The organism is Bacillus sp. S2(2024) (assembly GCF_050474045.1).
Taxonomy (GTDB): domain Bacteria; phylum Bacillota; class Bacilli; order Bacillales; family Bacillaceae_G; genus Bacillus_A; species Bacillus_A yunxiaonensis.
On sequence record NZ_JBFLUS010000003.1, the window covers coordinates 1,728,442 to 1,754,615 of the forward strand.

General features: G+C 34.5%; 26 protein-coding genes and 1 pseudogene. 22 read left to right on the forward strand and 5 right to left on the reverse strand.

What is annotated here, in order from left to right; all coding sequences use genetic code 11:
* Window positions 1-591: 591 nt before the first annotated feature.
* Together AB1284_RS08620 and AB1284_RS08625 are read left to right on the forward strand one after the other, a co-directional pair.
* Window positions 592-1,149: an RNA polymerase sigma factor gene (locus tag AB1284_RS08620; RefSeq protein WP_429750133.1), complete on the forward strand. Its 558-nt coding sequence runs from the start codon at window positions 592-594 to the stop codon at window positions 1,147-1,149.
* Window positions 1,115-2,547: pseudogene (locus AB1284_RS08625) on the forward strand (anti-sigma factor). Before AB1284_RS08620 ends, AB1284_RS08625 begins: the two are co-directional and overlap by 35 nt.
* A gap of 314 nt (window positions 2,548-2,861) precedes the next feature.
* Here AB1284_RS08625 and AB1284_RS08630 read toward each other — a convergent pair.
* Window positions 2,862-3,023: a D-alanyl-D-alanine carboxypeptidase gene (locus AB1284_RS08630; protein ID WP_429750131.1), complete on the reverse strand. Its 162-nt coding sequence runs from the start codon at window positions 3,021-3,023 to the stop codon at window positions 2,862-2,864.
* Window positions 3,024-3,482: 459 nt separating this feature from the next.
* On the opposite strand from AB1284_RS08630, the gene AB1284_RS08635 reads away from it, so the two are divergent.
* The 4 genes from AB1284_RS08635 to AB1284_RS08650 all read left to right on the forward strand — a co-directional run bounded on the left by AB1284_RS08635 (window position 3,483) and on the right by AB1284_RS08650 (window position 7,395).
* Entirely contained in the window at window positions 3,483-4,229 is a 747-nt protein-coding gene (locus AB1284_RS08635; protein WP_377882340.1) for a formylglycine-generating enzyme family protein, read from the forward strand.
* Between the two features lie 506 nt (window positions 4,230-4,735).
* Complete coding sequence (locus AB1284_RS08640) at window positions 4,736-5,068, forward strand: PadR family transcriptional regulator (RefSeq protein WP_251226439.1); 333 nt, start codon at window positions 4,736-4,738, stop codon at window positions 5,066-5,068.
* Window positions 5,061-5,837: a permease prefix domain 1-containing protein gene (locus AB1284_RS08645; RefSeq protein WP_429748853.1), complete on the forward strand. Its 777-nt coding sequence runs from the start codon at window positions 5,061-5,063 to the stop codon at window positions 5,835-5,837. Before AB1284_RS08640 ends, AB1284_RS08645 begins: the two co-directional genes overlap by 8 nt.
* 127 nt (window positions 5,838-5,964) lie before the next feature.
* Window positions 5,965-7,395, forward strand: a complete 1,431-nt coding sequence (locus AB1284_RS08650) for an IS4 family transposase (protein WP_429748852.1) — start codon at window positions 5,965-5,967, stop codon at window positions 7,393-7,395.
* Window positions 7,396-8,036: 641 nt separating this feature from the next.
* Here the strand turns inward: AB1284_RS08650 and AB1284_RS08655 are convergent.
* On the reverse strand, window positions 8,037-9,494 hold the full coding sequence (locus AB1284_RS08655; protein WP_429750129.1) for a serine hydrolase: 1,458 nt from the start codon (window positions 9,492-9,494) through the stop codon (window positions 8,037-8,039).
* Window positions 9,495-9,763: 269 nt separating this feature from the next.
* Here AB1284_RS08655 and AB1284_RS08660 point away from each other — a divergent pair, with 269 nt between their 5' ends.
* The 5 genes from AB1284_RS08660 (at window position 9,764) to AB1284_RS08680 (ending at window position 15,278) form a co-directional block, all read left to right on the forward strand.
* Window positions 9,764-10,720 carry a thymidylate synthase gene (locus tag AB1284_RS08660; protein WP_429750128.1) on the forward strand — a complete coding sequence of 319 codons (957 nt, stop codon included), beginning with the start codon at window positions 9,764-9,766 and terminating at the stop codon, window positions 10,718-10,720.
* Between the two features lie 20 nt (window positions 10,721-10,740).
* Window positions 10,741-11,229, forward strand: a complete 489-nt coding sequence (locus AB1284_RS08665; RefSeq protein ID WP_429750126.1) for a dihydrofolate reductase — start codon at window positions 10,741-10,743, stop codon at window positions 11,227-11,229.
* 255 nt (window positions 11,230-11,484) lie between these two features.
* Window positions 11,485-13,479 carry a penicillin-binding transpeptidase domain-containing protein gene (locus tag AB1284_RS08670; protein WP_429750125.1) on the forward strand — a complete coding sequence of 665 codons (1,995 nt, stop codon included), beginning with the start codon at window positions 11,485-11,487 and terminating at the stop codon, window positions 13,477-13,479.
* A 330-nt stretch (window positions 13,480-13,809) separates the two neighbouring features.
* Complete coding sequence (locus AB1284_RS08675; RefSeq protein ID WP_429750123.1) at window positions 13,810-14,445, forward strand: FMN-dependent NADH-azoreductase; 636 nt, start codon at window positions 13,810-13,812, stop codon at window positions 14,443-14,445.
* A 113-nt stretch (window positions 14,446-14,558) separates the two neighbouring features.
* Window positions 14,559-15,278 (forward strand): lysophospholipid acyltransferase family protein, encoded by a 720-nt coding sequence (locus AB1284_RS08680; RefSeq protein ID WP_429750121.1) that lies wholly within the window; start codon window positions 14,559-14,561, stop codon window positions 15,276-15,278.
* Between the two features lie 30 nt (window positions 15,279-15,308).
* Here the strand turns inward: AB1284_RS08680 and trhA are convergent, their stop codons facing one another.
* On the reverse strand, window positions 15,309-15,965 hold the full coding sequence (gene trhA / locus AB1284_RS08685) for a PAQR family membrane homeostasis protein TrhA (protein ID WP_429750119.1): 657 nt from the start codon (window positions 15,963-15,965) through the stop codon (window positions 15,309-15,311).
* A gap of 215 nt (window positions 15,966-16,180) precedes the next feature.
* Between trhA and AB1284_RS08690 the strand changes: the two genes are divergently transcribed.
* The 4 genes from AB1284_RS08690 (at window position 16,181) to AB1284_RS08705 (ending at window position 18,585) form a co-directional block, all read left to right on the forward strand.
* On the forward strand, window positions 16,181-16,357 hold the full coding sequence (locus AB1284_RS08690) for a twin-arginine translocase TatA/TatE family subunit (protein WP_098307191.1): 177 nt from the start codon (window positions 16,181-16,183) through the stop codon (window positions 16,355-16,357).
* Between the two features lie 83 nt (window positions 16,358-16,440).
* A complete protein-coding gene (gene tatC / locus AB1284_RS08695; protein ID WP_429750117.1) occupies window positions 16,441-17,184 on the forward strand; it encodes a twin-arginine translocase subunit TatC in 744 nt (247 codons plus the stop codon).
* Window positions 17,185-17,338: 154 nt separating this feature from the next.
* Window positions 17,339-17,590: a DUF2535 family protein gene (locus tag AB1284_RS08700; RefSeq protein ID WP_429750115.1), complete on the forward strand. Its 252-nt coding sequence runs from the start codon at window positions 17,339-17,341 to the stop codon at window positions 17,588-17,590.
* 152 nt (window positions 17,591-17,742) lie between these two features.
* Entirely contained in the window at window positions 17,743-18,585 is an 843-nt protein-coding gene (locus AB1284_RS08705; protein ID WP_429750113.1) for a DegV family protein, read from the forward strand.
* 105 nt (window positions 18,586-18,690) lie between these two features.
* On the opposite strand, the gene AB1284_RS08710 is transcribed toward AB1284_RS08705, so the two are convergent.
* Entirely contained in the window at window positions 18,691-19,671 is a 981-nt protein-coding gene (locus tag AB1284_RS08710) for an MBL fold metallo-hydrolase (RefSeq protein WP_429750112.1), read from the reverse strand.
* A 134-nt stretch (window positions 19,672-19,805) separates the two neighbouring features.
* Here AB1284_RS08710 and AB1284_RS08715 point away from each other — a divergent pair, with 134 nt between their 5' ends.
* Both AB1284_RS08715 and AB1284_RS08720 read left to right on the forward strand, forming a co-directional pair.
* Window positions 19,806-20,264 (forward strand): helix-turn-helix transcriptional regulator, encoded by a 459-nt coding sequence (locus tag AB1284_RS08715; protein ID WP_429750110.1) that lies wholly within the window; start codon window positions 19,806-19,808, stop codon window positions 20,262-20,264.
* Window positions 20,265-20,427: 163 nt separating this feature from the next.
* Window positions 20,428-21,015, forward strand: a complete 588-nt coding sequence (locus tag AB1284_RS08720; protein WP_429750108.1) for an SCO family protein — start codon at window positions 20,428-20,430, stop codon at window positions 21,013-21,015.
* A 26-nt stretch (window positions 21,016-21,041) separates the two neighbouring features.
* On the opposite strand, the gene AB1284_RS08725 is transcribed toward AB1284_RS08720, so the two are convergent.
* Complete coding sequence (locus AB1284_RS08725) at window positions 21,042-21,500, reverse strand: Hsp20/alpha crystallin family protein (protein WP_429750106.1); 459 nt, start codon at window positions 21,498-21,500, stop codon at window positions 21,042-21,044.
* 224 nt (window positions 21,501-21,724) lie between these two features.
* Between AB1284_RS08725 and asnB the strand changes: the two genes are divergently transcribed.
* From asnB to AB1284_RS08750, 5 genes are all read left to right on the forward strand, one after another.
* Window positions 21,725-23,626: an asparagine synthase (glutamine-hydrolyzing) gene (gene asnB, locus AB1284_RS08730; RefSeq protein WP_429750105.1), complete on the forward strand. Its 1,902-nt coding sequence runs from the start codon at window positions 21,725-21,727 to the stop codon at window positions 23,624-23,626.
* A gap of 97 nt (window positions 23,627-23,723) precedes the next feature.
* Window positions 23,724-24,083 carry a GNAT family N-acetyltransferase gene (locus AB1284_RS08735; RefSeq protein WP_429750103.1) on the forward strand — a complete coding sequence of 120 codons (360 nt, stop codon included), beginning with the start codon at window positions 23,724-23,726 and terminating at the stop codon, window positions 24,081-24,083.
* Between the two features lie 16 nt (window positions 24,084-24,099).
* A complete protein-coding gene (locus AB1284_RS08740; protein WP_429750101.1) occupies window positions 24,100-24,588 on the forward strand; it encodes an N-acetyltransferase family protein in 489 nt (162 codons plus the stop codon).
* A 12-nt stretch (window positions 24,589-24,600) separates the two neighbouring features.
* Entirely contained in the window at window positions 24,601-24,936 is a 336-nt protein-coding gene (locus tag AB1284_RS08745; RefSeq protein WP_429750100.1) for a hypothetical protein, read from the forward strand.
* A gap of 198 nt (window positions 24,937-25,134) precedes the next feature.
* Entirely contained in the window at window positions 25,135-26,127 is a 993-nt protein-coding gene (locus AB1284_RS08750) for an N-acetylmuramoyl-L-alanine amidase (protein ID WP_429750098.1), read from the forward strand.
* Window positions 26,128-26,174 lie beyond the last annotated feature (47 nt).

Here is a 26,174-nt window from a genome sequence, read left to right on the forward strand (position 1 = left end):
ACGTAACATTATGTCACTTTACCTATAAGTTGGCCGCATTTGGAAGCATAAATTGTCCGTAAGTTAATTATTAACCCATAAGCTGACCGTGAATTTCACAAAACAGTAAATAAAAATACCTATTAGCAGGGATGTATGCCTGTTACTAAGCAAAATTCTTTTTGATTCCCTTGAAAAAACTTTCTTATGTTTCCCACAACAATAGAACACACTAGTTCTCTTGTAGGTGGAATTACATATGGTACTATTTTCAGTAGTTCTCCTATACTTCTATTAATCCATTCATCCTGTTCAATTAAATTATGTTCTTTTTGAAGAATTTTATATTGTTTCTGTCCTAACCAATACAAATATGGACACTTAAATATTTATGTAAACTACTGATTTTTCTAAATGGAATATTTATTAATCCTTATTATAAAAACTAGCGGAGTTATATAGTTAAATGTAATGGATCGTTTTAAAATCATTATATTATTATATATTTATTTTTAATTTATTATGTAGGATACAACTTGCTTTCTAATAGCTGGAGGAAGTGTCACAAAGTATAGCCGCCCATTCGTTATATAGAGTGAGAGGAGGGATTACATGAAAGTTACAAACAAAGATTATGAAAAGATGGAAGAACTATACGAGTTGTATGAACAAAAAATTTATTATGTAGCTTATTCTATTTTACATAACATTCAGCAGGCTGAAGATGCAGTTCAAGAGACGTTTATTACTCTTTACAAGAATCTAGAAAATCTTCGTAACTTGAACACTCAAGAGCTTAAATGTTACATTTTGAGAATTGCGAAAAATAAAGCGATTGATAGCTACCGGAAAAATAAACGACATGAAATATTCTTAGAGGAATATCAAAGAGAATCGTCAGAAGTAGCAGATGAAAATATTGAAGAGTGGGAACAGCGTTTCATGTCTGAGGCTCAAATTGATACATTGCTAAAAGAGTTAAATGAGTCTAACAGACAGGTTTTTAAGTACAAAATCTTCTATAACTTAACTTATCAGGAAATTTCAAATCTAATGGGGATAACTGAGGTCAATGTCCGCAAGCAATTTGAACGCGCTCGAAAACGAGTACAAAATATGATAGGAGGTATACAAAATGACGAATTCAAAGAACTCCAAAGAAATGTATGACCTTGCTGAAAAAATTGCTTTAGATGATTTTGATAAACTGGATGAACAACATGAATTTTCAGATACATACACGCACAAAAAGAAATTGTTTATGGAAGAAATTAAGATGAAAGGCGGGCAACCACAGGTCAAGCGGAAAAGGAATCGTATTTTAATCGCTGCTGCCTGCTTATTGATTGGCATGCCGACAACCGTTTTTGGCGCAGTAAAAGTCTATGATATGATTGTCCAAAAACATAATTATGAAGTAAATGTTTCAGTGACAAATAAGGACCCGAAAAAGATTGACAATTGGTATAAGTTGAAAGTCGGCTATTTACCAGAAAATATGGCAGCAAACGATGACACTGCTATGAAATATTCATTTAAAGATAACTACGCAAAGGGTGGGTTTTCATTTATTCTTTGGAGAGTGGGGAAAAATTCAAATTTTCAAACTCTGTACTCAAAAAGCTACGAAGAAAAAGAGATAAATGGCAGGAAAGCAGTGATTGTCCATAGAGACACCGGAAACAACAATTTGCCGTTTGACAGAGAGGTCTTTCTCTTTTTTGAGGAAGAGGGGATTATGTTAGAAAGTTTTATTGGAGCCGATGTAAATGAAGAACAAATGATGAAGGTCTTAGGGAACATTTCACTTGAGCCAACATCAAAAGAAAAGGCATCAGATACAGCAGATTATGATAAAGATCATTTTAGCAAAGCGGATAAACCAACAAAACCTAGCGTTATTCCTTTGAAAAAAATGGAAAACGACTATTTAATGTAGGTCAAATGCTTCCAGTAACCATAGATAACGGCATAGGTAACAGCAAACTTGAATATGTTGTAGAAAAAGTTGAAGTCTTTGATTCAATTAAAGATTTTAAACAAGAGAACTTTAATAATTTGGGACTAGAAGTTCTAAGCAAGAATAAAGCTTTAGATCAGACGAATAAATTGATACCGTACAAACGGGATGTATATAAAGTTGGAAATGGTAAAGATTCAATTGACGAATTAGTAAAGTCACAATTAGTTACTCCTAAATTTGTCTACCTGACAACAACAGTGAAAAATATTGGTACACAGGCAACAGAAGAAATCTATATGCAGCCATCCATAAAAGTGCTTAAATCTGAAAATAATGCATGGAACTATGCTAAGGAAGATGGAATTGACGAAAAAAGTACTATGACGGGCGAAGTTGATTATCTAGAACCTCACGGAAACGGAAAAAGCTTTTACAATATTGGCAGTATCCCACCCGGACAAACGATGAAGATTAACTTAGGTTATTTTGTAGATGAGGATAAATTGGATTCAATCTTCCTTGATGCTTTCCATTACAGAGGGGTTGGTGGCACTGAAAATATGAATGCGGAAGATCGTTGGTGGATTGATATTCGTCAAAGGTAAAAACGATAGGAACAAATAGATAAAAAAAGTGGCTTATATTTAGCAGCTTTTTTTGGTGCAAAGAAACTTTACTGAAGCATATCTTTGCATTTTATGTGATTTCGCGAGTAATTTTAAAGTTTATTGTAGGAAGCATAAGTTGGCCGTAAACTAAAAGAAGCATAGGTTGGCCAAAACGGCCATCTTATGCTTCTTGTTACACATTATCGGGAGTCAATGTATTTAGGAAACTATTAAAAGCCTTCCAGTTTAAGTGATCTGGAGGGCTTTTATGTACACATAATTATCGTTATTGGTAGTTTAATTTATATTGTTTACTTATTTTTGACTTCATTTTTACCAATTTGATAACCTGAAATTGCTCCTAGTGTCAAAAAGAAAAAAATATTCCATTCAAATTTACCTATAACAAAATTAAATACTAAACTACATACAAATGCCCCAATAATAAATAAAAATAATTGATTGAATTTCATCATTAACGCTCCCTTTTAATTAACAAATCAAGAACATAAGTATATTCTCGATAAAAGTAAGGAACACCTTTTATTCTTGTATATCCTATACATGCTCGGTTAACATAACGTAACATTATCAGTAGTAAGACAAAAGGTTCTGTTTTTATACGTGAGTGAGAGGGGGGAGAGGAAAGGATTATTCATCGAGTCCCTCTCATCCCAACTCTTATATTTTACGATGGAAACTTGGTTGATCTTGTATTTTTTCGCTTTCTTTGATGTACCGATATAAACCGTTTATGGTACCCTTCCTCAACTAAAGTGCCATATTCTTGAATAAGATTCCTAAACAAAATTGGATATTTATGTTAATGTCAGTATGGAATTGTGAAGAAATACTTAAACAATAATCCTTAAAATATGTCTTAATATGAAAGTTGTGTCTAATAACATTAATTCAAGACCTGGGAGGGGACAATGTTAGCTAACTTAAATGACTACTTAAAAGATTTAATGGTGTATATTCCTGAAGGAGAAATCCGGCTACGAGATTTTCGAAACGAACAAAAATGGATTAGTTCAAACTATAAATTTGGAATGCCGGGTATTAGAAAAAATTTAAAGGAAGTTATTTGGAATGTTGAGATTAAGCCATTCTATCTTGCCAAATATACGGTGACAGAAGAACTTTATGCGATTATTATGGGGAAGAAATTTTTAACAAAAACTGAGGCTCGAAAACCAGTTGTAAATGTTTCATGGATAGATGCAGTGAATTTTTGTAATTTACTATCTGATGCGCTGGGTTATGACAAGTTTTATGATTTTGATAATGAAAGTAAATCAGTTATTTGTAATTATAATACTAATGGTTTTCGTTTACCGACAGATGCTGAATGGCAATATGCATGTAAGGCAAAATCAAAAGGATATCGGTATGGTGAAATTGATGAAATCGCTTGGTATAAAGATAATTCTAACGAACGAGTGCACGAAGTTGGTAAGAAAAAGCCTAATGATTGGGGCTTGCACGACATGATCGGTAATATTTGGGAGTGGTGCTGGGACTTATACGATGAAGAGACATTTGGTAATTACAGAATAATCCGCGGAGGAAGTTGGGCAGAAGAAGAACGCGGATGTGGAGCTACTTGTCGTCGAAAGAGTATGCCTGATTTTTATATAGATGATATCGGATTTAGAATTGCTAGATCAATCGTTTAATAATTTGAAATTCTAAATTGATATACGTTGTTGGAAATATAAGGGGGGGACAGGGGTCATGGAACCCTATTTTAAGCATATAAGGGGTCACGTCACATCGCTATCAAGCTAATATTTTGAAGTGTCCCCAAAAAGTAAGTCTATGACCTATTTTTACACGTATCTCGGCTGTACCCCAAAATAAAGTCCGATAATTTATAAAAAAGATTGATAAAAGCGACTTACTAAGTAAAATGGAGGAATGTATCGTGGGTAAGAGTTTATCAGAAATGTCACTTGAGGAATTGTGGGAACTGTTTCCGATTATACTGAAAGAACATAATTCAATATGGGGTCCCGCCCCATGGCTATCAAGCTAACATTTTGAAGTACCCCCATAACGAAAATAAAGATTATTTTTTGGATTGAGTAATCATCTATTTCTTAAGTTGCTGATTATGGGGCGTCTTATTATATATGTTGCATTGCGACATATATTGTTATACGATGTATATGGGGTGATAATAGTGGATAAAGAAATTTTAAAAGGAAGTATAGATATTTTATTACTTTCTATCATTGCAAAACATGATACATATGGATATGAAATAGCTCAAAGTCTAAAACAGGAAAGTGAAGATTTGTATAGCATGGGGCAGGGTACTTTGTATCCTGCTTTAAAGCGATTAGAAAAAAAAGAGTTTCTTCAATCCTATTGGAATGAATCTGAGAGTGGTATGAAAAGAAAATTTTATACTATTACAGATAAGGGGAAAAAGGAATTGCAGAAAAAAGTTAATGCTTGGGAACGTGTAACATCACTAATTCAGGCGTGTCAGAAAGGAGTTATTTATGAGTGAGTTTGACGAGTATATCAGGTCTATTTTATCCTTTTCAGAACTTAATAATATTGAACATAATGAGTTATACCTAGAAATTTATGATCATTTGACCAGCTTGAAAGAAGAATATATAGCGCAAGGTATGACTGAAAAAGAAGCAATCGATAAAGCAATTCAAAGTTTTGGAGAATCACAAACAATTGGTCTGGAAATTCATCAATCAGTATACGAATTTCCTAAACCGTTAAAGATACTATCAAAAATTTTGTGTATTCCCTACATAATTATGTGTTTCGTTGTTTTTATAGGAAGCTTTATTTCAGTATCTACATTTGACTCTCTTCGTAATTTAACAGGCGGCGGACTTGTCTATCATCCGATGGAATTTTGGACACAATTTTTACATATATCTGATGTAGGTACTTTGTTACAATTCTTTGGAATATCCCTTTGGGAAATTAAGGACTTTATTTCACATCCAGGACCATGGGGCAACTCAACATATTGGCTAATGGTCTTACAACATATAATATTTTTGATCCCATTCGGATTCTTTATTCCAGTATTTTTTAATAAAATAACCAACTATAAGAAAGCTTGTAAGTGGTATATTATGACCTTTATTGTTTGGGAAGTTTTACACGTATTAACTTTATCAGATGTCTTTAATGTGGGACGGATAGCTATAAATATGTTAGGTGCATCAATAGGATATATTTTATTTGTAAGTGTTATACAAATAAATAATAGTCTGAGGGTTTTATTAAAAAAGACGTTTGAAAATTAATTTTGTCTTGTTTAGTTTTTATGATGTAATAATATATTTTCTTAAAACCAAGATAAATTTGTATCCATGTTCCTCCAAAAACGCTATTCTTTTTGTAGAAATATACAGAAAGGATGGCGTTTTTGATATGAATTTATCGATTTCTGATGAATTAAAATTGTTTTCCGAAGAATTGCAACGGTATATGTCACCCCATGCTTTAGAGCGATTAGCTAGAAAAATCGGATTTGTTCAGCGAAGAAGCAAATATCGTGCACAGGACTTAGTAGCTCTATGTGTTTGGTTAAGCCAAAACATAGCTCATACTTCATTGACACAACTATGTAGTCGATTAGAAGCTAATACAGGCATTTCTATGAGTCCAGAAGGACTCAATCAACGTTTTAATTCTCAGGCTGTTCAGTTTTTACAACAACTCTTAGCACATTTACTTCATCAACAATTTTGTTCTTCTAGCAAGATTCCAACTTTGTATACAAACTATTTTCGGCGTATTCGTGTATTAGATTCTACACATTTTCAGATTCCAGATAAATTCACTTCTACATATCAAGGTTCAGGTGGTAGTGGTCAAAATGCTGGCGTAAAGATTCAACTAGAATACGATTTACTAAGTGGTCAGTTTCTGCATGTTCATGTCGGATCGGGAAAACACAATGATAAAACGTATGGTTCTACTTGTTTAACGTCTCTTCAACCGAACGATGTATGTATACGGGATTTAGGATACTTTGACTTAAAAGATCTACACACCATAAGCGAGTGTGGTGCTTATTTTATTTCAAGATTAAAACTCAATACTCGTATATATCAAAGGAATATGGAACCTGAATACTTTCAAAATGGAACAATAAAAAAGCAATCTGAATACATTCAATTAGATATGGAGCAATTCATTTACCAATTACAGTCAGGTGAAACATATGAAATTCCTGAGATTTATATTGGAATGTATCAAAAACTTCCTGCAAGACTAATTCTGTACAAATTAACTGAAACGCAAATGAAACGTAGACAAAAGGATTTAGCATCTAAAGAACATAAAAAGCAAATTACCTATAAAGAACGAAGTAAACGGCTTAGTGCAATTAACTTTTACATTACAAATATTCCTTTGGAATACCTGCCAAAGGAACAAGTATACGATTTCTACTCTTTACGATGGCAAATTGAACTTATCTTTAAAACGTGGAAATCATTTTTTCGTATTCATCACTGTAATTCTGTGAAATTAGAACGGCTAGAGTGTCATTTATATGGACAACTAATTAGCATCCTTCTTTGTTCCTCCACCATGTTTCAAATGCGCCAATTACTCCTCATCAAGAAGAAACGAGAATTAAGCGAATATAAAGCAACTTATATCATAAAGGATTATTTTCCACTTATTTATCAATCTTTACAAAAAGACATCCAAGAATTAACAAAGATATTGTTTCGTCTGTTCAATCTCCTACAGAAAAACGGGCGAAAATCTCATCGGTATGAGAAGAAAACAGTTTTTGATATCTTAGGTGTCGTATACAACTTTTCTATGTCTCACGATCATGTAGCGTAATCCAAAAAATTGAAACCCGATAGGGTTTATTTGGTATGCAGGTCTTTAAAGAACTTACACTGGATCTTTAGAAAAAAGAAAGGATTTCACATGAAATTAAACTTATATAATCTTAGCTTGATGGGCATGGGGCGAGACCCCATGCCTATCAAGCTAAGATTTTGAAGTATCCCCAAAACGAAAATTTCATCCTTTCATAGTTGTCCATAGAAATTTAGTTCATTTTTTTCGTTTTGGAGAAGAATGTATTTCTTAACTTGATGGCGATGGGGTAGCACCAACAAAACGCGAATTTCGTACGCTAAGGAATTCTTCAGTTAAAAACCTTGATTTTGTCGTACGTTAAGAATGTTCCATAAATGTTATTTGGTGCTTATTAAGGTTCTTTGTTTTTGGTAATGAGTTTTGGAACTGGTCTTTAAGTGTATTTTAGTCAGTTCTACTAGAAATAAATTGAGTTCCATAAATGACTGTTTTGAGTTCTTTTTACGGGAATGAAACTGGATATATTATATGTTAATGTAGAGAAGGGATTATGAAGAAATGTACTTAAGCTAACAGGTATATAGTTAAAGAAGAAAAACTTTTAATAAAAAACGCAGGGTTTTGAAGTCCCTGCGTTTTTTTGACTAATGAAAATTCTATTTTTCTATTTTGGTGAACAGCAGTGGCTTGGTACTTAACGTTGCTGGTAGGTGCAGTTTAAGCTCGTTTAGTACACCTGCTGTATTCATCTCATAAGAAACTAATATGTTCATTTCCATTTGGAAAACATTCCATTTTGTACTGAACATATCATAGTGATGATGGTTCATTTCAATATCAAATGAGGCAAATTTTAAGTATAAAGTTTCATTTCGTTTGTGTATTTCTATTGTTCCGTATGCAGGGTGTTCAAACGTTCCGATATAATCTTTTAATGGATGTGAAAGAACAGTTTCCTTTACTTGTGGTAGCGGTTTGTTCATTTCTTTCATTATTTCTTTAAGCTTTGCTGTATCTTCTACAGCACGTTTATGCCAATCAATTGGTTCTAATCCAAGCAATTCATCATAAATTTGATGCGCAAGGTAAGAAGGAAGTAACGTTTTACCGGAATTCGTTAACACGACAAGACCAATATTATGTTCTGGCATAAAAGAAACGAGAGATGTGAATCCGTCGATATTCCCGCCGTGATGGATTTCTTTATGTCCACGATAGGCACTAATAAACCAGCCGAGACCGTAGTTGTTTAATGGGCATTCCGGCAGAGCGAACATTGGCTCATCTGGAATTGGGATATGCGGTGTATACATTTGTTGGAGCAGATCTTGTGCAAGTAGTTCATGTTCACCAACTTTTCCTTTATTTAAATGAAGTAATACCCATTTTGCCATATCTTCTATATTTGAGTTCATACATCCAGCAGCGCCAATGGTATCAAGGTTGCAGAAAGGTACTTCTGTTATGTTCCCATCTTTCTCGCTATAGGGAAGTGCGTGGTCATCTGATTTTTGTGAAGTATTAACTGAAAAATTTGTGCGTTCCATATGGAGAGGTTCTAAAATATGTTCTGTTACATATTGTTCCCATGTTTGATTTGTAATGTTTTCAGTAATATAACTAATCGTGGCATACATTAGGTTGTTATATAAAAATACCGAGCGAAATGGTGCATCTAGTTCTAAGTGGCGAATGTTTTCGGCAATATCTTTTCTACTTAAAGCGGCTGCGTACCATAATAAATCGTGGCGACTGACACCGGTGCGGTGGGATGCTAGGTCACGAGCTGTTGTTTGTGCGCTTGCTAGCGGATCATGAAGTGAAAAAGTTGGAATATACGTTTGTACAGGTGTATCCCAATTAAATTTTTGCTGCTGTGCGAGTAAACTTAAAGAAAGTGTACCAAATGCTTTTGTTGATGAACCAATAGCAAATAACGTTTTTTGAGTAACTGGTTTTTTATTTTTTGTATCACGGAACCCATAACCTTCTGAGAAGACTACTTCTCCGTTTTTTACGATAGCAACTGCAGCTCCAGGGACATTTAAATCTTTCAGCATGTTTTGGATTTTCGAATGTAATTTACTTGTAAGAGGCATTTCAATTTTTTGCATAGTAAAACCTCCACTCATATATTATTTACTTCCGCACTATAGTTTCTTGAAGAAGATAGGAAAACCCTTTTTCTTTTTGTGGGGAATGTTGACAAAAGTATGTCAGATTTTGAAGATGAAAAAATTTTTAATACCGAGTTTTTGCGCGTGTATACTATATGAAAGAGTTTTTTACAAAAAAGGTCGTGTGAAATTCAAAGGCATATATGATAAACTCCATATAGGAAAAAATAATGTTACATAAAGCAATTGTGAAAGAAGGTTACTTGATGAAACACGCAGAGTATGAATATTTAAATATGTGCCGTCACGTTATGGAAAACGGTACGAGAAAAGAAGATCGCACTGGTACAGGAACAGTATCTGTATTTGGGTATCAAATGCGCTTTGATTTAAGTCAAGGTTTTCCGTTATTTACGACAAAACGTGTGCCGTTTCGTTTAGTAGCGAGCGAACTTCTTTGGTTTATGAAAGGTGACACAAACATTCGTTACTTGCTGCAGCATAATAATAATATTTGGAACGAGTGGGCGTTTAAAAATTGGATAGAGAGCGATACGTATACAGGGCCAGATATGACAGACTTTGGACTGCGTTCTCAGCAAGATGAAGACTTTAATAAGCAATACGAAGAGCAAATGGAATTGTTTAAAACAAAGGTATTAGAAGATGATGAATTTGCGAAGCGTTACGGTAATTTAGGAGAAGTATACGGGAAACAGTGGCGTGCATGGAAAACGACTGCTGGAGAAACGCTTGATCAATTGCAAGATGTAATTGATATGATCAAGAAAAACCCAGATTCCCGCCGTTTAATCGTGTCTGCATGGAATCCAGAAGATGTACCAAGTATGGCACTGCCACCTTGTCATACACTATTCCAATTTTATGTGGCAGATGGGAAGCTATCTTGTCAACTATATCAACGCAGCGGTGATATTTTTCTCGGTATTCCGTTTAATATAGCTAGTTATTCGTTATTAACACATTTAATTGCCCATGAGTGTGGTTTAGAGGTGGGTGAGTTTGTTCATACAATTGGTGATGCACATATTTACACAAACCATTTTGAACAAGTGGAAAAACAATTAGCACGTGAACCGCGTCCGTTCCCAACGTTAAAGCTAAATCCAGATGTGAAATCTATCTTTGATTTTGAAATGAATGATCTTATGTTAGAAGGATACGATCCGCATCCAGCAATTAAAGCACCGGTAGCTGTGTAAACGAAGATAGGGGGATATATATGATTTCATTACTTGTAGCAATGGATAAAAATCGTCTAATCGGTAAGGACAACCAATTACCTTGGCATCTTCCGGCAGATTTGGCATATTTTAAAAAAGTAACAATGGGACATCCAATGATTATGGGAAGAAAAACGTTTGAATCTATTGGAAGACCTTTACCTGGGAGAACAAACATTATTTTAACCCGTAACAAAAATTATGAAAGGGAAGGCTGTGAAGTCATCCATTCTATTGATGATGTGCAGAAAATGGACGAGCAACTGAATGAAGAAATTTTTGTGATTGGCGGTGCAGAGATTTTTAAAGAAGTTCTTCCGTTTGCAGATCGCTTGTATATTACGAAAATTGAAGAAGTATTTGAAGGCGACACATTCTTCCCGGAAATTAATTATGATGAGTGGGAAGAAATATCTGTAGAACAAGGCGTTACAGATGAGAAAAATCCATATACATATGCTTATCATGTGTATGGTAAACGAAAATAAAGATAAAGAAGCTTGGTATGTGACACATACTAAGCTTTTTTATCTTTAGGTAAATAGTGAATCGTATCTTTTCTAAACGAAATAATGATATAACTTCTTCTATTTGTTCACAATCTTATTAAAAGAAGAAAATAAGATTTATAGAAGGAATAATATAAAGAGCGATGCATATTGCATCGCTCTTTATATTGGGATATTTTTGTAAAATTGGAGTTTTATATTATAATAACATCGAGGCGTAAAGGAGGAGAAGAAGTGAAAAAACTATGTGGAATACTTTTTATTTTTTCAATGCTATTTATAGTAGGCTGTGGGAAAGAAGAGAAGCCAGAGCAAGCGATGGATACATATGCAAAAGCATGGAATGAACAAAAGTTTGATAAAATGTATGAACAGTTATCGAAAGAGGCAAAGCAGTCGATTACAAAAGAAGATTTTGTAAAGAAATATGAAAATGTTTATACAGGAATTGCGGTGAAAAATTTAAAGGTAGAAGCAGTAACGAAAAAAGAAGAAAAAAAAGATGAGAAAAATAATGCGAATGTACCTTTTAAAGTAAGCATGGATACAATCGGCGGGAAGATTACGTTTGAAAATGATGCAAAACTTGTGAAAGAAAAGGATGGAGATAAGGACATCTGGAAAGTTGATTGGAATCCATCATTTATTTTTCCAACTATGAAACAAGATGATAAAGTACTTGTTCAATCATTTTCGCCAAAGCGCGGTGAAATTTATGACAGGAATGGAAGCGGATTAGCAACGAATGGGAAAGCTTCAGAAGTTGGAGTTGTGCCTGGGAAATTAGGTGAATCAGCTCAACAAACAAAAGAAACATTAGCAAAATTATTAAATATGTCGGTTGAAGATATCGAAAAGAAATTAACAGCGAAATGGGTACAACCAGGCTACTATGTTCCGCTTTCTATTTTGCCAGAAGGTGCAAATGAAAATGATTACATATCTATGCCCGGTGTAGCGACGCGTACAGTAAATGTTCGGACATATCCTTTAGGAGAAGCTGCGGCACATTTAACTGGCTATATGGGGAAGGTGAATGCAGAGGATTTAAAGAAATTAGCGGACAAAGGATATAAAGCTGATGATCCTATTGGAAGAACAGGTCTGGAAAGTGTTTTTGAAGATAAACTCCGCGGTGAAAAAGGCGGACGTGTTTATATTGCCGATGCAAAAGGAAAAGAATTAAAAGAACTTTCTAAAAAAGAAGCGAAGGATGGCGAAAATATTACACTTACGATTGATGGGAACTTGCAACAAAAAATTTATGCAGAAATGAAGGGCGAAGCGGGTTCAAGTGCAGCAATGCATCCACAAACAGGAGAAACATTAGCGCTTGTAAGTAGTCCATCATACAATCCAAACGCTATGATAAGAGAGTCAGCAAAAGCAGAGCGAGATGCTTGGAATAATGATCCGAAAAAGCCGATGACAAATCGGTTTACCCAAGTATACGCACCTGGCTCCGTCTTTAAGTCAATTACAGGCGCAATTGGTTTAGAAACAAAAGTACTAAATCCAAAAGAATCTCTTAAAATTGATGGTGTAAAATGGGCAAAAGATTCTTCTTGGGGTAACTATTATGTAACGCGTGTCAAAGATGTCAATCCAGTTGATTTTGAAAAAGCAATGATGTATTCTGATAACATTTATTTTGCGCAGGAAGCATTAAAAGTTGGTAAAGATAAGTTTATAGAAGAAGCGAAGAAATTTGGATTTGGTGAAAAGTTACCGATTGAATATGGATTTGCAACTTCGCAAATTGCAAAAGATGGTATAAAAAATGATATTCAACTTGCTGATACAGGGTATGGTCAAGGTGAAGTTTTAATGTCACCTCTTCACGTTGCATTATCTTATGCGCCAATTGTAAATGAGGGGAATATTCCATCTCCACACCTTTTAAAAGATGAAAAGCAGGTAAAGGCGTGGAAAGAAAATGTGGTATCAAAAGAGAACAGTGCTATTTTGAAAGACGCTTTAATAAAAGTTGTGAATGACCCAGAAGGAACAGGTAAGATTGCAAAATTAGATGGTATTACGCTTGCTGGAAAAACAGGAACAGCGGAATTAAAAGAATCAAAAGAAGCGGATGGTAAAGAGTTAGGGTGGTTTGTTGCATTTGATGCAAATTCTCCAAATATGGTTGTGGCAATGATGATTGAAGATGTAAAAGGTAGAGGTGGAAGTAGTATTCCGGCTGAGAAAGTTAAACATGTGTTTCAAAAGTGATGGACAATAAGCTATCTCATTCAAAAGTGAGATAGCTCATTTTTTTGATATTCCTACTTGAAGATGATGAGAAACCAAAGAAGAGCGGGAAATAACTGCCGATATGCTTCTAATTGTTGATAACTTTCCGTAACTTGGTTATGGATTTCTTTAACCGATGAAAGTTTTGCACAATGTAGTTATTTACTTACGAAAAAAAAGCAACTATTTTTATTGACAGATAAACGTTAATTATATATCATTACTTATGTAAGGTAAGTAATTTACTTTTCAATAACAAAATCTTGAATTAAAGATATTAATGAAGAGAAAAAAGGGAGAGAAATCAATATGACAAAAGTACTATTTATTACAGCAAATCCAAATCCAGCAGAAGTATCATTTGGCATGGCAGTAGGAGAAGCATTTATTGATGCTTACAAACAAGCGAATCCACAAGATGACGTTATAACAATTGATTTATTCCATACAAACGTACCCGCAATTGATGGTGAAGTGCTTGCTGCTTGGGGGAAACTTGGGGCAGGAGAAGGCTTTGAAACATTAAGTGAAAGCCAACAACAAAAAATTGCAGCTATGAGTGGGAACTTAGAAACATTTATGCATGCAGATAAATACGTATTTGTAACACCAATGTGGAACTTGAGCTATCCACCAGTTGTAAAAGCATACTTAGATAACTTATCAATTGCAGGTAAAACATTTAAATATACTGAAAATGGTCCAGTTGGTTTATTAGAAGGCAAAAAAGCGCTCCATATCCAAGCAACAGGCGGCGTTTACTCTGAAGGACCATACGCAGGAGTGGACTTTGGCCGTAACCACTTAAAAGCGATGTTAAATTTCATGGGTGTAACGGAAGTAGAATATATTGCAGTAGAAGGTATGAGTGCAAATCCTGCACAGGCACCTGAAATTAAAGAACAAGCAATTGAAAAAGCACGTGAATTAGCAAAACAATTCTAATCTATCATATTATAAAAAATGTCCAAACGCTTGTCGTTTGGACATTTTTTCTTCTTTTTCCTTCGTTTGTCTAGTATAATGAAGTACGGAATTACAATATGTGGGGGTTCTATATGATTCAAACGGTTTTTAAGATTTTTTACTTAATTTTAATAGTAATTGGTATTACGCCAAGAATGTGGCGTATAAAACGAAAGTTACATACACTATCGCCGCAAGAAAAAGATCGTCTGGTGTTTAAAACAACAAATTGGTTTGGTAAGAAGATGATTCATGTAGCTGGATCAACAGTACAAGTGAATGGACTTGAAAATGTACCACAGGATAAGCCAGTGCTAGTAGTAAGTAATCATCAAAGTGATATGGATATTCCTGTTTTAATGGGCTATTTAAATAAGCCAATTGGATTTGTTTCGAAAGTAGAAATTAAAAGGTTTCCACTTGTATCCACATGGATGGAATTGATGAACTGTGTATTTATGGATCGTAAGGATCGTCGTCAATCTTTACAAGCTATTAAAGATGGAATTGAGTTGTTAAAGCAAGGACATTCTATCATTATTTTTCCAGAAGGAACTCGTAGTAAGGGTGCTGGAATGGGAGAATTTAAAGTTGGTAGTTTCCATCTTGCTGTCAAATCAGGTGTAGCGATTTTACCAGTAACAGTGGACGGGACTTATAAAATGTTTGAAGCAAACGGTAATCGAATGAAACCAGCGCATGCAACAGTCACAATTTCGAAACCAATTACAGCAGAACAATATCAAAATATGGATATTAAAGAATTAACGAAATATACGCAAGATATTATTGCGGGTCAGCTAAATAAGTAAAAAAGTCTCAGCTTTATAGCTGAGACTTTTTTACGCTACAGGCAATACATAAAATAAAACGCAGAAAAACATCATCGCACTTCCGCCTAATACAAATACGTGCCAAATTGCATGATTGAATGGGAGCTTTTCCCATAAGAAGAAGATAGCGCCGACAGAGTATAAAATTCCACCGGCTAATAATAAGGAAAAGCCATGCCCTGTTAAGCTTTCATATAACGGCTTAATGGCAACGATCATGAGCCAGCCCATAATGACGTAAAACAAAGTTGATAATTTAATAAAACGACGTACAAAAAAGATTTTAAAGACGATTCCAGCAATTGCTAATGTCCAAATGATCGCGAGTAATGTCCAGCCCAGTGGTCCGCGCAGTGTAACGAGTAAAAATGGTGTATATGTGCCAGCAATTAATAAATAGATGGCAGAATGATCTAAAATAGTGAATAACTTCTCTACCTTTGGATGATGAATGCTATGTAATAGCGTTGAACATACATATAGTAAAAACATGCTCACACCATATACAGTAAATCCAACAATTGCTGATGCAGTTCCGTGCTTTGATGCGTGAATAATTAAAATAATTAACGCAGGAATACTTAAAATGGCACCGATGCCATGTGTAATTGCATTTGCGATTTCTTCTTTAACAAACTGAGTCATTCGAGTCATCTTTTGAGCCATGTTTCGACTCCTTTCTCATGTAATAAAATGAGGAATATAGTTTCTTTCACCATATCATATACAAAAGGAATAGGAAATGAAAATTGTATAAAATTTATATTTTCAAATTTTTTTGACAAAAGACAGCGGATACATTGACGTTTACAAACTTTTTTGACAAAATGAAATTAAGGGATAGTAGAACCATTCAATCTACTTATAAGGGGGATGGAAATATGTTTTCAAATATTGGTTTTCCAGGCTTAATTTTAATTTTAGTAGCCGTACTTATTTTATTTGGTCCCAAAAAATTACCTGAAATTGGACGAGCTTTAGGAGAAACTTTAAAAGAATTTAAGAAATCAACAAAAGAATTAACAGATGATGCTTTTCAAGATAAAGAACGTAAATAATATATGTATAATTTAGAAAAGATGTAAGGCGGGAATCTCTCTTGCATCTTTTTTTATCTGATGAAAAAAGAGTGGTGAAAAAAATGGATGATCGAGAAATGAGTGTTATAGAGCATATTAGTGAATTGCGAAAGCGTTTAATTATTACCGTCCTATCATTTGTTTTTTTCTTAATTATAGGATTTGTATACGCAAAAGATATTTATTTTTTTCTGGTGAAAGATTTAACAATGAAATTGACAGTTTTAGGTCCAAGTGATGTATTATGGATTTTCTTTTCCATTGCTTCGCTCTTTGCAATTGTTTGTACAATACCAATAGCTGCAGTTCAATTATGGTTATTTGTAAAGCCGGGTTTGCATCCGAAGGAACAAAAAATGACTTTAATGTATATTCCTGTACTATTTATATTATTTATTGCAGGCCTATGTTTCGGATATTTTATTGTAATGCCGTTTTTATTTCACTTTTTAACGCAGCTTGGAAATGAGATGTTTAATACGATGTTTACAACTGAGAAATATTTTTATTTTGTATTAAATTTAACGGTACCATTTGCAGTTATATTTGAATTACCCATTGTTGTTATGTTCTTAACAAGTATAGGCTTTTTAACGCCATCCTTGCTGCAACGTATAAGGAGATATGCATATGTTATGTTAATTATTATAGCATCATGTATATCGCCACCTGATTTTTTATCTCATAGTTTAGTAGCGGTACCTCTTATATGTATATATGAAATTAGTATCATTCTGTCGAAAATTGTGTATAAGCGTAAACAAAGTCGTGAAAATGATTTTGGATCGAAAAGTGCCTCTTTATAACAGGCACTTTTTTTATTTCTTTGTTATACTATTCATGTAAGCGTATACAATATAAAGAAGAAAAAAATTATTGCTTCTCCAAAATTTAGACAAACTTTTTGTCTTTGTCGGTTTATACTAACATTATAAATCCAAAAAAAAGAGGATTGATATCGTGATTATGAAGAGTTTTTATTTTACTCATCCAACAGGAAAATGCGTAAAGGTGGTCGAAATTCCTGTGCTCCAAACACAGCACCCATTAGCGTTTCAAATTCAGTCGCGTCTTCAGCTCTTTATCTCCAAAATTCAAAAACAAAAACAACCAAGATTTTCGTACTCATTTCGGGAATATTTGCGAAATTGTTTAAAATGGAATGATTATTCAAATGTATATGAAACAAATACGTTAGAAAAAAATGCATAGAAAAAATGTAAGGCAGAGCAAAAGTGCTCTGCCTTACATTTTTAGCCACAAAAAGCGAGAATTTTGTCGGAAAATTACCTTAAACTGTTGAAAGCAGTGGGAATACTAGTATAATAACAGGGAGAGCGTAGTGGAAAGGGAAGAAGTAAAACATGCCAAAAATTAAAATTGTTACAGACTCAACGGCGGATTTATCACAAGATGTGATTGAGAAATATGATATTCACGTTATCCCATTATCAATTTCTGTGAACGGACAAACTTATTTAGATCGTGTAGATTTACAACCAGATGAGTTTATTGAAGAAATGGAAAAATCGGAAGAGTTACCAAAAACATCTCAGCCAGCAGTTGGTTCATTTGTAGAATTGTATGATCGTTTAGGCGAGGACGGCAGCGAAGTTCTTTCGATTCATTTAACAAATGGACTAAGTGGATCAGTTGCAACAGCAGGCAGTGCTGCAACAATGACAAATACAAAAGTAACGGTAGTAGATTCTTTATTGATTACTCATGCTTTAGGATATCAAGTAATTGAGGCAGCGAAAATGGCGCAAGAAGGACGTTCTTTAGAAGATATTTTAAAACGTGTTGAAGAAGTTAGAAAAAACACGCGTCTATTCGTTGTTGTTGATACGTTAGAAAACCTTGTAAAAGGCGGTCGTATTGGTAAAGGAAAAGCAATGATTGGATCTTTATTAAATATTAAGCCGATTGCTAGTGTTGAAGACGGGGTCCTCAATCCGATTACTAAGGTACGTAGTCAAGGACAAGTCGTAAAAACATTAGCGAAAATATTTGAAGAAGATATAGCTGGTAAAACAGTAAAAGCAGTTGCGATTCCACATGCAAAAGCATTACCGCTAGCGCAGAAGATGAAAGAAGCAGTTGAAAAGATTAGTGGATTTACACAATCAGAAATTTTCTTTACAACACCTGTTATTAGTACACATACAGGTGTTGGGGCGATTGGATTCTCTTATTTTGCAGAATAGAAAAGAGCTACTTGATTATATTCAAGTAGCTCTTTTCGTGCCGTACAAAATGAATAATGCGTACCGTATAAATGCTGATACTAATCATGTATTGAGTTTGTAATATTATATATGCATACTTTCTCTTTTTACTTTTTCTTCTTGTACGGAAGGCGAAGTAGCAATATATGTTTGCCCAAGAAATAAAACGTGCAATTGTTCCCAAGGGAGCATTCGTAAATTCCAATTATTACGAAGTCTTGTAATCGCCTCCTTTGGCGTTTCATCTGCGAGCGAAAATGTACCGTAATGCATGGGGATAAAATGTTTTGCTTTTATATCTAAAAACGCTTGCACTGCTTCTTCTGGAGAAATATGTGATATCTTCATAAACCATTCGGGCTCATAGGCTCCAATTGGCATGAGAGCAATATCAATAGTAAAACGTTCTCCGATTTCTTTAAAACCCCGAAAATATCCGCTATCACCGCAAAAATAAATCGTTTCTTCAGTTGTTTTATTGTCAATGATCCATCCTCCCCAATGAGAGGAGTTCATATCAAATAATGTTCTTCTCGTCCAATGCTGAGCTGGAACGAAGTGCAAATGTACATTATCAATTACTGTATGTTCCCACCAGTTATATTCTTCAACATGGAAAAATTTCTTTCGTAAAAATAACTTTTTTAAACCGCTTGGCACTAAATATAGTACATCCGATTTTAGTTGACGAAGCGTTGGAAAATCAAGGTGATCGTAGTGACCGTGAGAAATAAGTACCACATCAATGGGCGGTAGTTCTTCAAGAATCAGTCCAGGATCTGTAAGTCGTGGCACAACTTTAACTTTTTTAGACCATACAGGATCAGTTAAAATATTGAGTCCATTTGTTTGAATAAGGAATGTCGAGTGGCCAACCCATGTAACGGTTGTTTTATATTTATTTGCACGTAAAAATGCTGCTTGTTTTACAGGCGATTGTTCTATAACGAAAGAAAAGTCTTTCTTCTTTTGGTTGCGTTCTTTTCTCCACCGTAAAAATTCTCTTATCGGTTTTTTTGTACTAATATTATCCATGTTTTCATAACGCTTTCCACACATGAACATCACCCCACATGAAATCTATTAGTACTATTGTATTGAAGTGTTGTTAAGGAAAGAAGTCAATGAAATTGACTAATTATTAAAAAAGTGTAAAATTACAACGAGGTAATCTTTACAAAGCAAGAAGAGGTGTTCATATGAATAAAGACCAAGTGATATTGAAAGTCGCGAAAAGAATGAAGCTGATTCGAACAGAACATAATTATACACAAGAAGAAATGGCAGAGATTTTAGGTCTTTCCAAAAAGACGATTGTTCAAATTGAAAAAGAACGCATTTCACCTTCGTGGACGACTGTTGTTGCGGTATGTGCGTTGTTTCAAGACAGCGAAGTGTTACAAACTGCGTTTGGGGGATCTGCAATTGAAGTTGTCCAAACAATTTCTCATCAGCATATTGAATATAAAAAAGAAAAAACGATGGGTGGACATGTATGGTGGAAGGAAATTGAGAAAAAGGGACCTTTTTGCTTACAGCAAAATATTGTCAGTCAACATTATCGTATTTTAGATGACGAAGATTATAGATGGTTTAGCACATTTCATAAAGAAGAAGCTATTGAAAAATTAGTACGATTTAGTGAACAAGTGAAGTAAACACTTCTCCTGTAGTGTTTACTTTTGTTACAATAAAGTGAAATTTTCATTAGTAGGATTGTCCTTGTGTTGATGGAAATATCTTGCGATTTGGACTCTTACTGTTCGTTAGCATAGGAATAGAAGAAATGTTATATTTTGAAAGAGAGAAGGGTGTTCTAGAATGAAGAAATATCAAAAATGGATTGGTATTTTTACTGCTCTTTGCTTACTAGTCTTAGCTGGATGCAGTTCAGGATCAAAACTTCGAGATCCATTAAATTGGGATGTTGAAAGTTTTCAATACATAAATCAAAATGGTGAAAAGTTTGGCACGAAAGATTTAAAAGGAAAAGTGTGGGTAGCGGATTTCGTATTTACACACTGTCAAACAGTATGCCCGCCACTGACGGCTAATATGGCGAAATTACAAAAGTTAGCAAAAGAAAAAAAACTAGATGTTCAGTTTGTATCGTTCAGTGTTGATCCGGAGGTAGATAAGCCCGAAAATTTAAAAGCGTTCGCACAAAAGTTCACAGATGATACGAAGAACTGGAATTTGTTAACTGGATATACGCAAGATGACATTGAAAAGTTTGCAAAGAAAAATTTCCAAATGCTTGTTGACAAACCTGAAAATACAGATCAAGTTGTTCATGGGACATCATTTTATTTAGTAGATCAAAATGGGAAAGTTTTGAAGAAATATAGCGGTATTACGAATACACCGTATGATGATATACTTCGTGATATTAAGCGTTTAACACAGTAAAAAAGGATGCGAATGAGCATCCTTTTTTATTCAATCGATAAAATATCATGTTGCTGCGGAAGTTTTGGTGCACGAATTTCTAAAATTCCATCTTGATAAGAAGCTTTCGCTTGTTTTTTATTAATCGTATAAGGTAGTTTAATCATGCGGGAAGCTTCTGACACTGCGCGTTCGCGGCGATAATAATTATGTGATTCTTTTATTTCTTCTTCTAAAACATCTTCTTTTACGGAAATTTTTAAGTATTCACCCTGTATTTCAATTTGAATCTGTTGTTTTTGAACACCAGGAAGTTCAGCTTTTATAACAAGGTCTTCTCCTGCTTCAAATAAATCAACAGGAAATGTTAATAAACGATTTCCTTTTTGGAAAAAGTGATTCATATCTGCAATAACATCACGAAGCGGAGATTGTTCGAAAAAGTCATCAATTTGCTTTAAGTAACTTCGAAATGGCGGACGTGAAGGTTTTTGTTCATCACTCATAATTTCTCCTCCTAAAGATAAATCTGAAATATCATATGACCAAAATGCCTAAATGTGAGTGTGTTTTTTTTCAGTTGTGTAAGAAATTGAAAGTTGATAAAGGATAAGATAAGAATAGGAGCGGTTTTTTTGTACTTTTTGTCGCCATATTGTTATGATTATGCTAGTATAAATAGGGTTAGTAGTATAGAAAAAGAATGAAAACCGAAAGAGGGTAAGAAAGTATGTGTGGTTTTGTAGGATGTTTATGTGAAAACCCTAGAGAGTTTTCGGCAGAAGAAAAACATCAATTTGAAAATATGAATACGATTATCTTTCACCGTGGTCCAGACGATGAAGGATACTTCCGTGATGAACATGTACAATTTGGCTTCCGCCGTTTAAGTATTATTGACTTAGAGGCAGGACATCAGCCGTTAACGTATGAAAATGATCGTTATGTAATTATTTTTAATGGTGAAATTTATAACTATGTAGAGCTTCGTGAAATGCTTCTTGAAAAAGGTGCAACATTTGCGACGCAATCTGATACAGAAGTAATCATTGCATTGTATGCTCATATGAAAGAAAAATGTGTAGATTACCTTCGTGGTATGTTTGCATTTATGATTTGGGATCGCGAAGAGAAAAAACTTTTCGGTGCGCGTGATCATTTCGGTATTAAGCCACTTTACGTTGCACAGCATGGAGATACAACGTTCTTTGCATCTGAAAAGAAAAGTATCTTACATGTGATGGAAGATAAAGGGGTAAACCCAGCTTCTCTACAACATTACTTTACGTATCAATATGCTCCGGAGCCTGAAACATTAACAGTGGATATTAACAAAATTGAGCCGGGTCATTACTTTGTAAAAGAGCTTGGTAAAGAGATGGAAATTCGCCGTTATTGGCAACCATATTTCAATGCATCTGATGCAACGAAAGAAGAGCATATTCAAGCAATTCGTGATGTATTATATGATTCTGTAAAAATGCATATGCGTAGTGATGTACCAGTAGGTTCATTCTTATCTGGTGGTATTGATTCATCGATTATCGCATCTATTGCGAAAGAAATGAATCCAAATCTGTTGACATTCTCTGTTGGTTTTGAGCGCCGTGGCTTTAGTGAAGTTGATGTAGCGAAAGAGACAGCAGAAAAATTAGGTGTGAAAAATTATAGCGTATTTGTAACACCGCAAGAATTTATGAATGAATTTCCAAAAATCATGTGGCATATGGATGATCCGTTAGCGGACCCAGCAGCTGTACCGTTGTATTTCGTTGCGAAAGAAGCGCGTAAGCATGTGACGGTTGTTCTTTCTGGTGAAGGATCAGACGAGCTGTTTGGTGGATATAACATTTATCGTGAGCCAAATTCTTTAAAAATGTTCTCTTACATTCCTAGTCCAGGAAAGCGTGTGCTAAAAGCGTTAAGTGGTGCGTTAAAAGAAGGATTCAAAGGAAAGAGCTTCTTAGAGCGTGGATGCACACCAATTGAAGAACGTTACTATGGAAATGCGAAAATTTTCCGTGAAGAAGAGAAAGCAGCGCTTATGAAGCACTACAATGAGAGTGTAAATTACATGGATATTACGAAGCCATTGTATGATGACATTAAGAATTACGATGATGTAAGCAAAATGCAATACATTGACATGTTCACATGGCTGCGCGGTGACATTTTATTAAAAGCTGATAAAATGACAATGGCACATTCATTAGAACTTCGTGTACCATTTTTAGATAAAGAAGTGTTTGATGTTGCATCTAAAATTCCAACAGAATTAAAGATTGCAAACGGTACAACAAAAGCAATTTTACGTGAAGCTGTACGCGGTATTGTACCGGATCACGTATTAGATCGTAAGAAACTAGGATTCCCAGTACCAATTCGTCACTGGTTAAAAGATGAAATGCATGATTGGGCTGTAAATATCATTAAAGAAAGCAAAACAGAGCATTTAATCGACAAGCAGTACGTATTAAACTTGTTAGAAGCACATTGTGCAGATAAAGGTGATTACAGCCGTAAAATTTGGACAGTACTTGCATTTATGGTATGGCATCAAATTTTTGTTGAGCATAAATATGATACAAATGTGTTCCATGAAGAAACAAAGCGTGCTTATAGCTTAGTATAAATAGAAAACCTTAAGATAACATTGTTATCTTAAGGTTTTTTTCATAAATACTTGTCCTACTTGATACAATAATAATAAGAATGAAGGTGAAATAGTTATGTTAACGTTTGAAAAAGTTACCAATGAAACAAGTTTAGTAATAGAAGAAATGTTTTCTTCTCATGATCTACCAGCTCAAGATGTAGCGTATTGTATAAAAGCAGACGATACATACATAGGTATTATTGATTACACTGTGCAACAAAGTAAAGCGATTTTATCGCATCTTCTCATTCATCATGATTATGAAGGATACGGGTATGGAACAAATGTTTATTACACGTTTGAAGAAATCATCAAAAGAGACCACGTGAAAGAGATTGAAATCACACTTATAGATAAGAATGAAAGAGTGATAGCGTTTTTTGAACAAGTTGGTTTTCAACAACATAATCATGTTTATATAAAGCAATTGTAATGGGGGAGACGAAGAAATGGAAATTCGGAGCGCATATAGAGATGATGTAAGAGCTATTTTACATATTTATAATGATGCAATTGTACATACAACCGCTACATTTGATTTGCAAGAGAAATCATTAACAGAAATGAATGTGTGGTTTGATGCACATAATGAAATGTACCCAGTCATCGTTGCTGAAGAAGATAGTATCGTACTTGGGTATTGCTCTTTATCACCATTTCGGGAAAAAGAGGCATATAAGCAGACGGTAGAAATTTCAGTTTATGTGGGAAAGCAAGCGCGTGGGAAAGGTATTGCGAAGAAATTGCTAGGTCGCATACTTCAATTGGCTGAAGAAGCAGGGCACCACACTATTATTGCCGGTATTACAAAGGGGAATGACATAAGTGTGACGTTGCATGAACAGATGGGATTTACATATGTAGGATGTTTTCGAGAGGTTGGCTATAAGTTTAATGAGTGGCAAGATGTGTTATTTTATCAGTACATTATAAAATAAGGTGGGAAGTGTATGGGAATGACACTAGCGCTTATTATAGTTCTAAGCTGTTTTTTATTTGCAGAGTTATTTCAATTATTTATGAAAAATATATTGAACAAGAAGCGAACACCATATGAGTGGCGATATTTCCCTTTGTTTTCAATATTGTTTCTTGCATTATATACTTTGCAAAAAGTCACTCTTTTCCCACCACCAATTGCAATTTTTTTGAAATTAGGGTTACTGTATAGCGGTATTGGTATGGGAATTCTATTCTGTCTATTTTGTATGAGATATATCCACTATCAGACTTATATTTTTATTTTAAATTGGTTGAAACGAGATGATGGGAACCGTCTTTCATAAGGCGGTTTTTGTTTATCCTGCTATTTGCGGGCAGTAAGATCTTCACCTCAAGGTTGAGAAGATAGGTGGGGGATGAAGAAAAGTCTTACTGATGGAAGTTTCACTTTATCATTGTCACATTCTATCAATTTTATGAATAAAATAAGACAAGCACAATAATATGTGTTTTTAATGAAGAGAAAAGAAAGGGAATGATTGATGAAACTTGTCATTGATGCAGGACATGGTGGATATGATTCCGGTGCTGTTGGAAATGGCTTAGTAGAAAAAACCCTTACGTTACAAATTGCACAGCGTGTTTGTGATATTTTACTAGCGAACTATTATGTGGACATTGAAATGACACGTGAAAGTGATGTATACGTAGCATTATCACAACGAGCAAATATCGCTAATTCATATAATGCGGATTTTTTCATTTCATTTCATATTAATAGCGGTGGGGGGACAGGCTATGAAGACTATATTTATAACGGTCTTCCAAGCGTTAGTTCTGCAGCAGGAAAACAAGCGAAAATGCATGAAGCAGTACGCTCCGTTTTAAATCAGTATGGGTTAAAGGACCGCGGTGCTAAAATGGCGAATTATGCAGTATTAAGAGAAACAAAGATGGACGCTCTCTTAACAGAAACTGCATTTATTGACACAACATTTGATGCAAATTTACTAAAGAATCAACAATTTATTGAAGATATATGTCAAGCCTACACACGTGGTATTGTGAATATTATGGGGTTGCCTGCAAAAGAGAATCCGAATCCTCCAACGCCAGAACCAAATCCACAGACAATTGGTGTAGCAAATATTCTTGGGAAGAATGTAAATTTGCGAACAGGACCTTCAACGAGTTACTCGGTTATTCGGAAGTTAAATGCACCAGAATCGTATGTTGTTTATCAAGAGAATAATGGTTGGTTAGGTCTTGGAGCAAATGAATGGATTTATTATGACCCGTCTTATATTCAGTATATGAGGTATAGAAATCAAGATGGGAGCCCAATTGGTGTAGCTAAAACTCGCGGAACAAACATCAATTTACGAACAGGGCCATCAACGAGTGATTCGATTATTCGGAAGTTAAATGCACCGGAATCATATGTAGTATACCAATACCAAAATGGCTGGCTTGATCTTGGAGAAAGTCAGTGGATTTATTACGATCCATCTTATATTGAATACACTCCATATTAAGTTAGTTAGAAGGAAAGAATCCATGCCTTATGGATTCTTTTTTTATC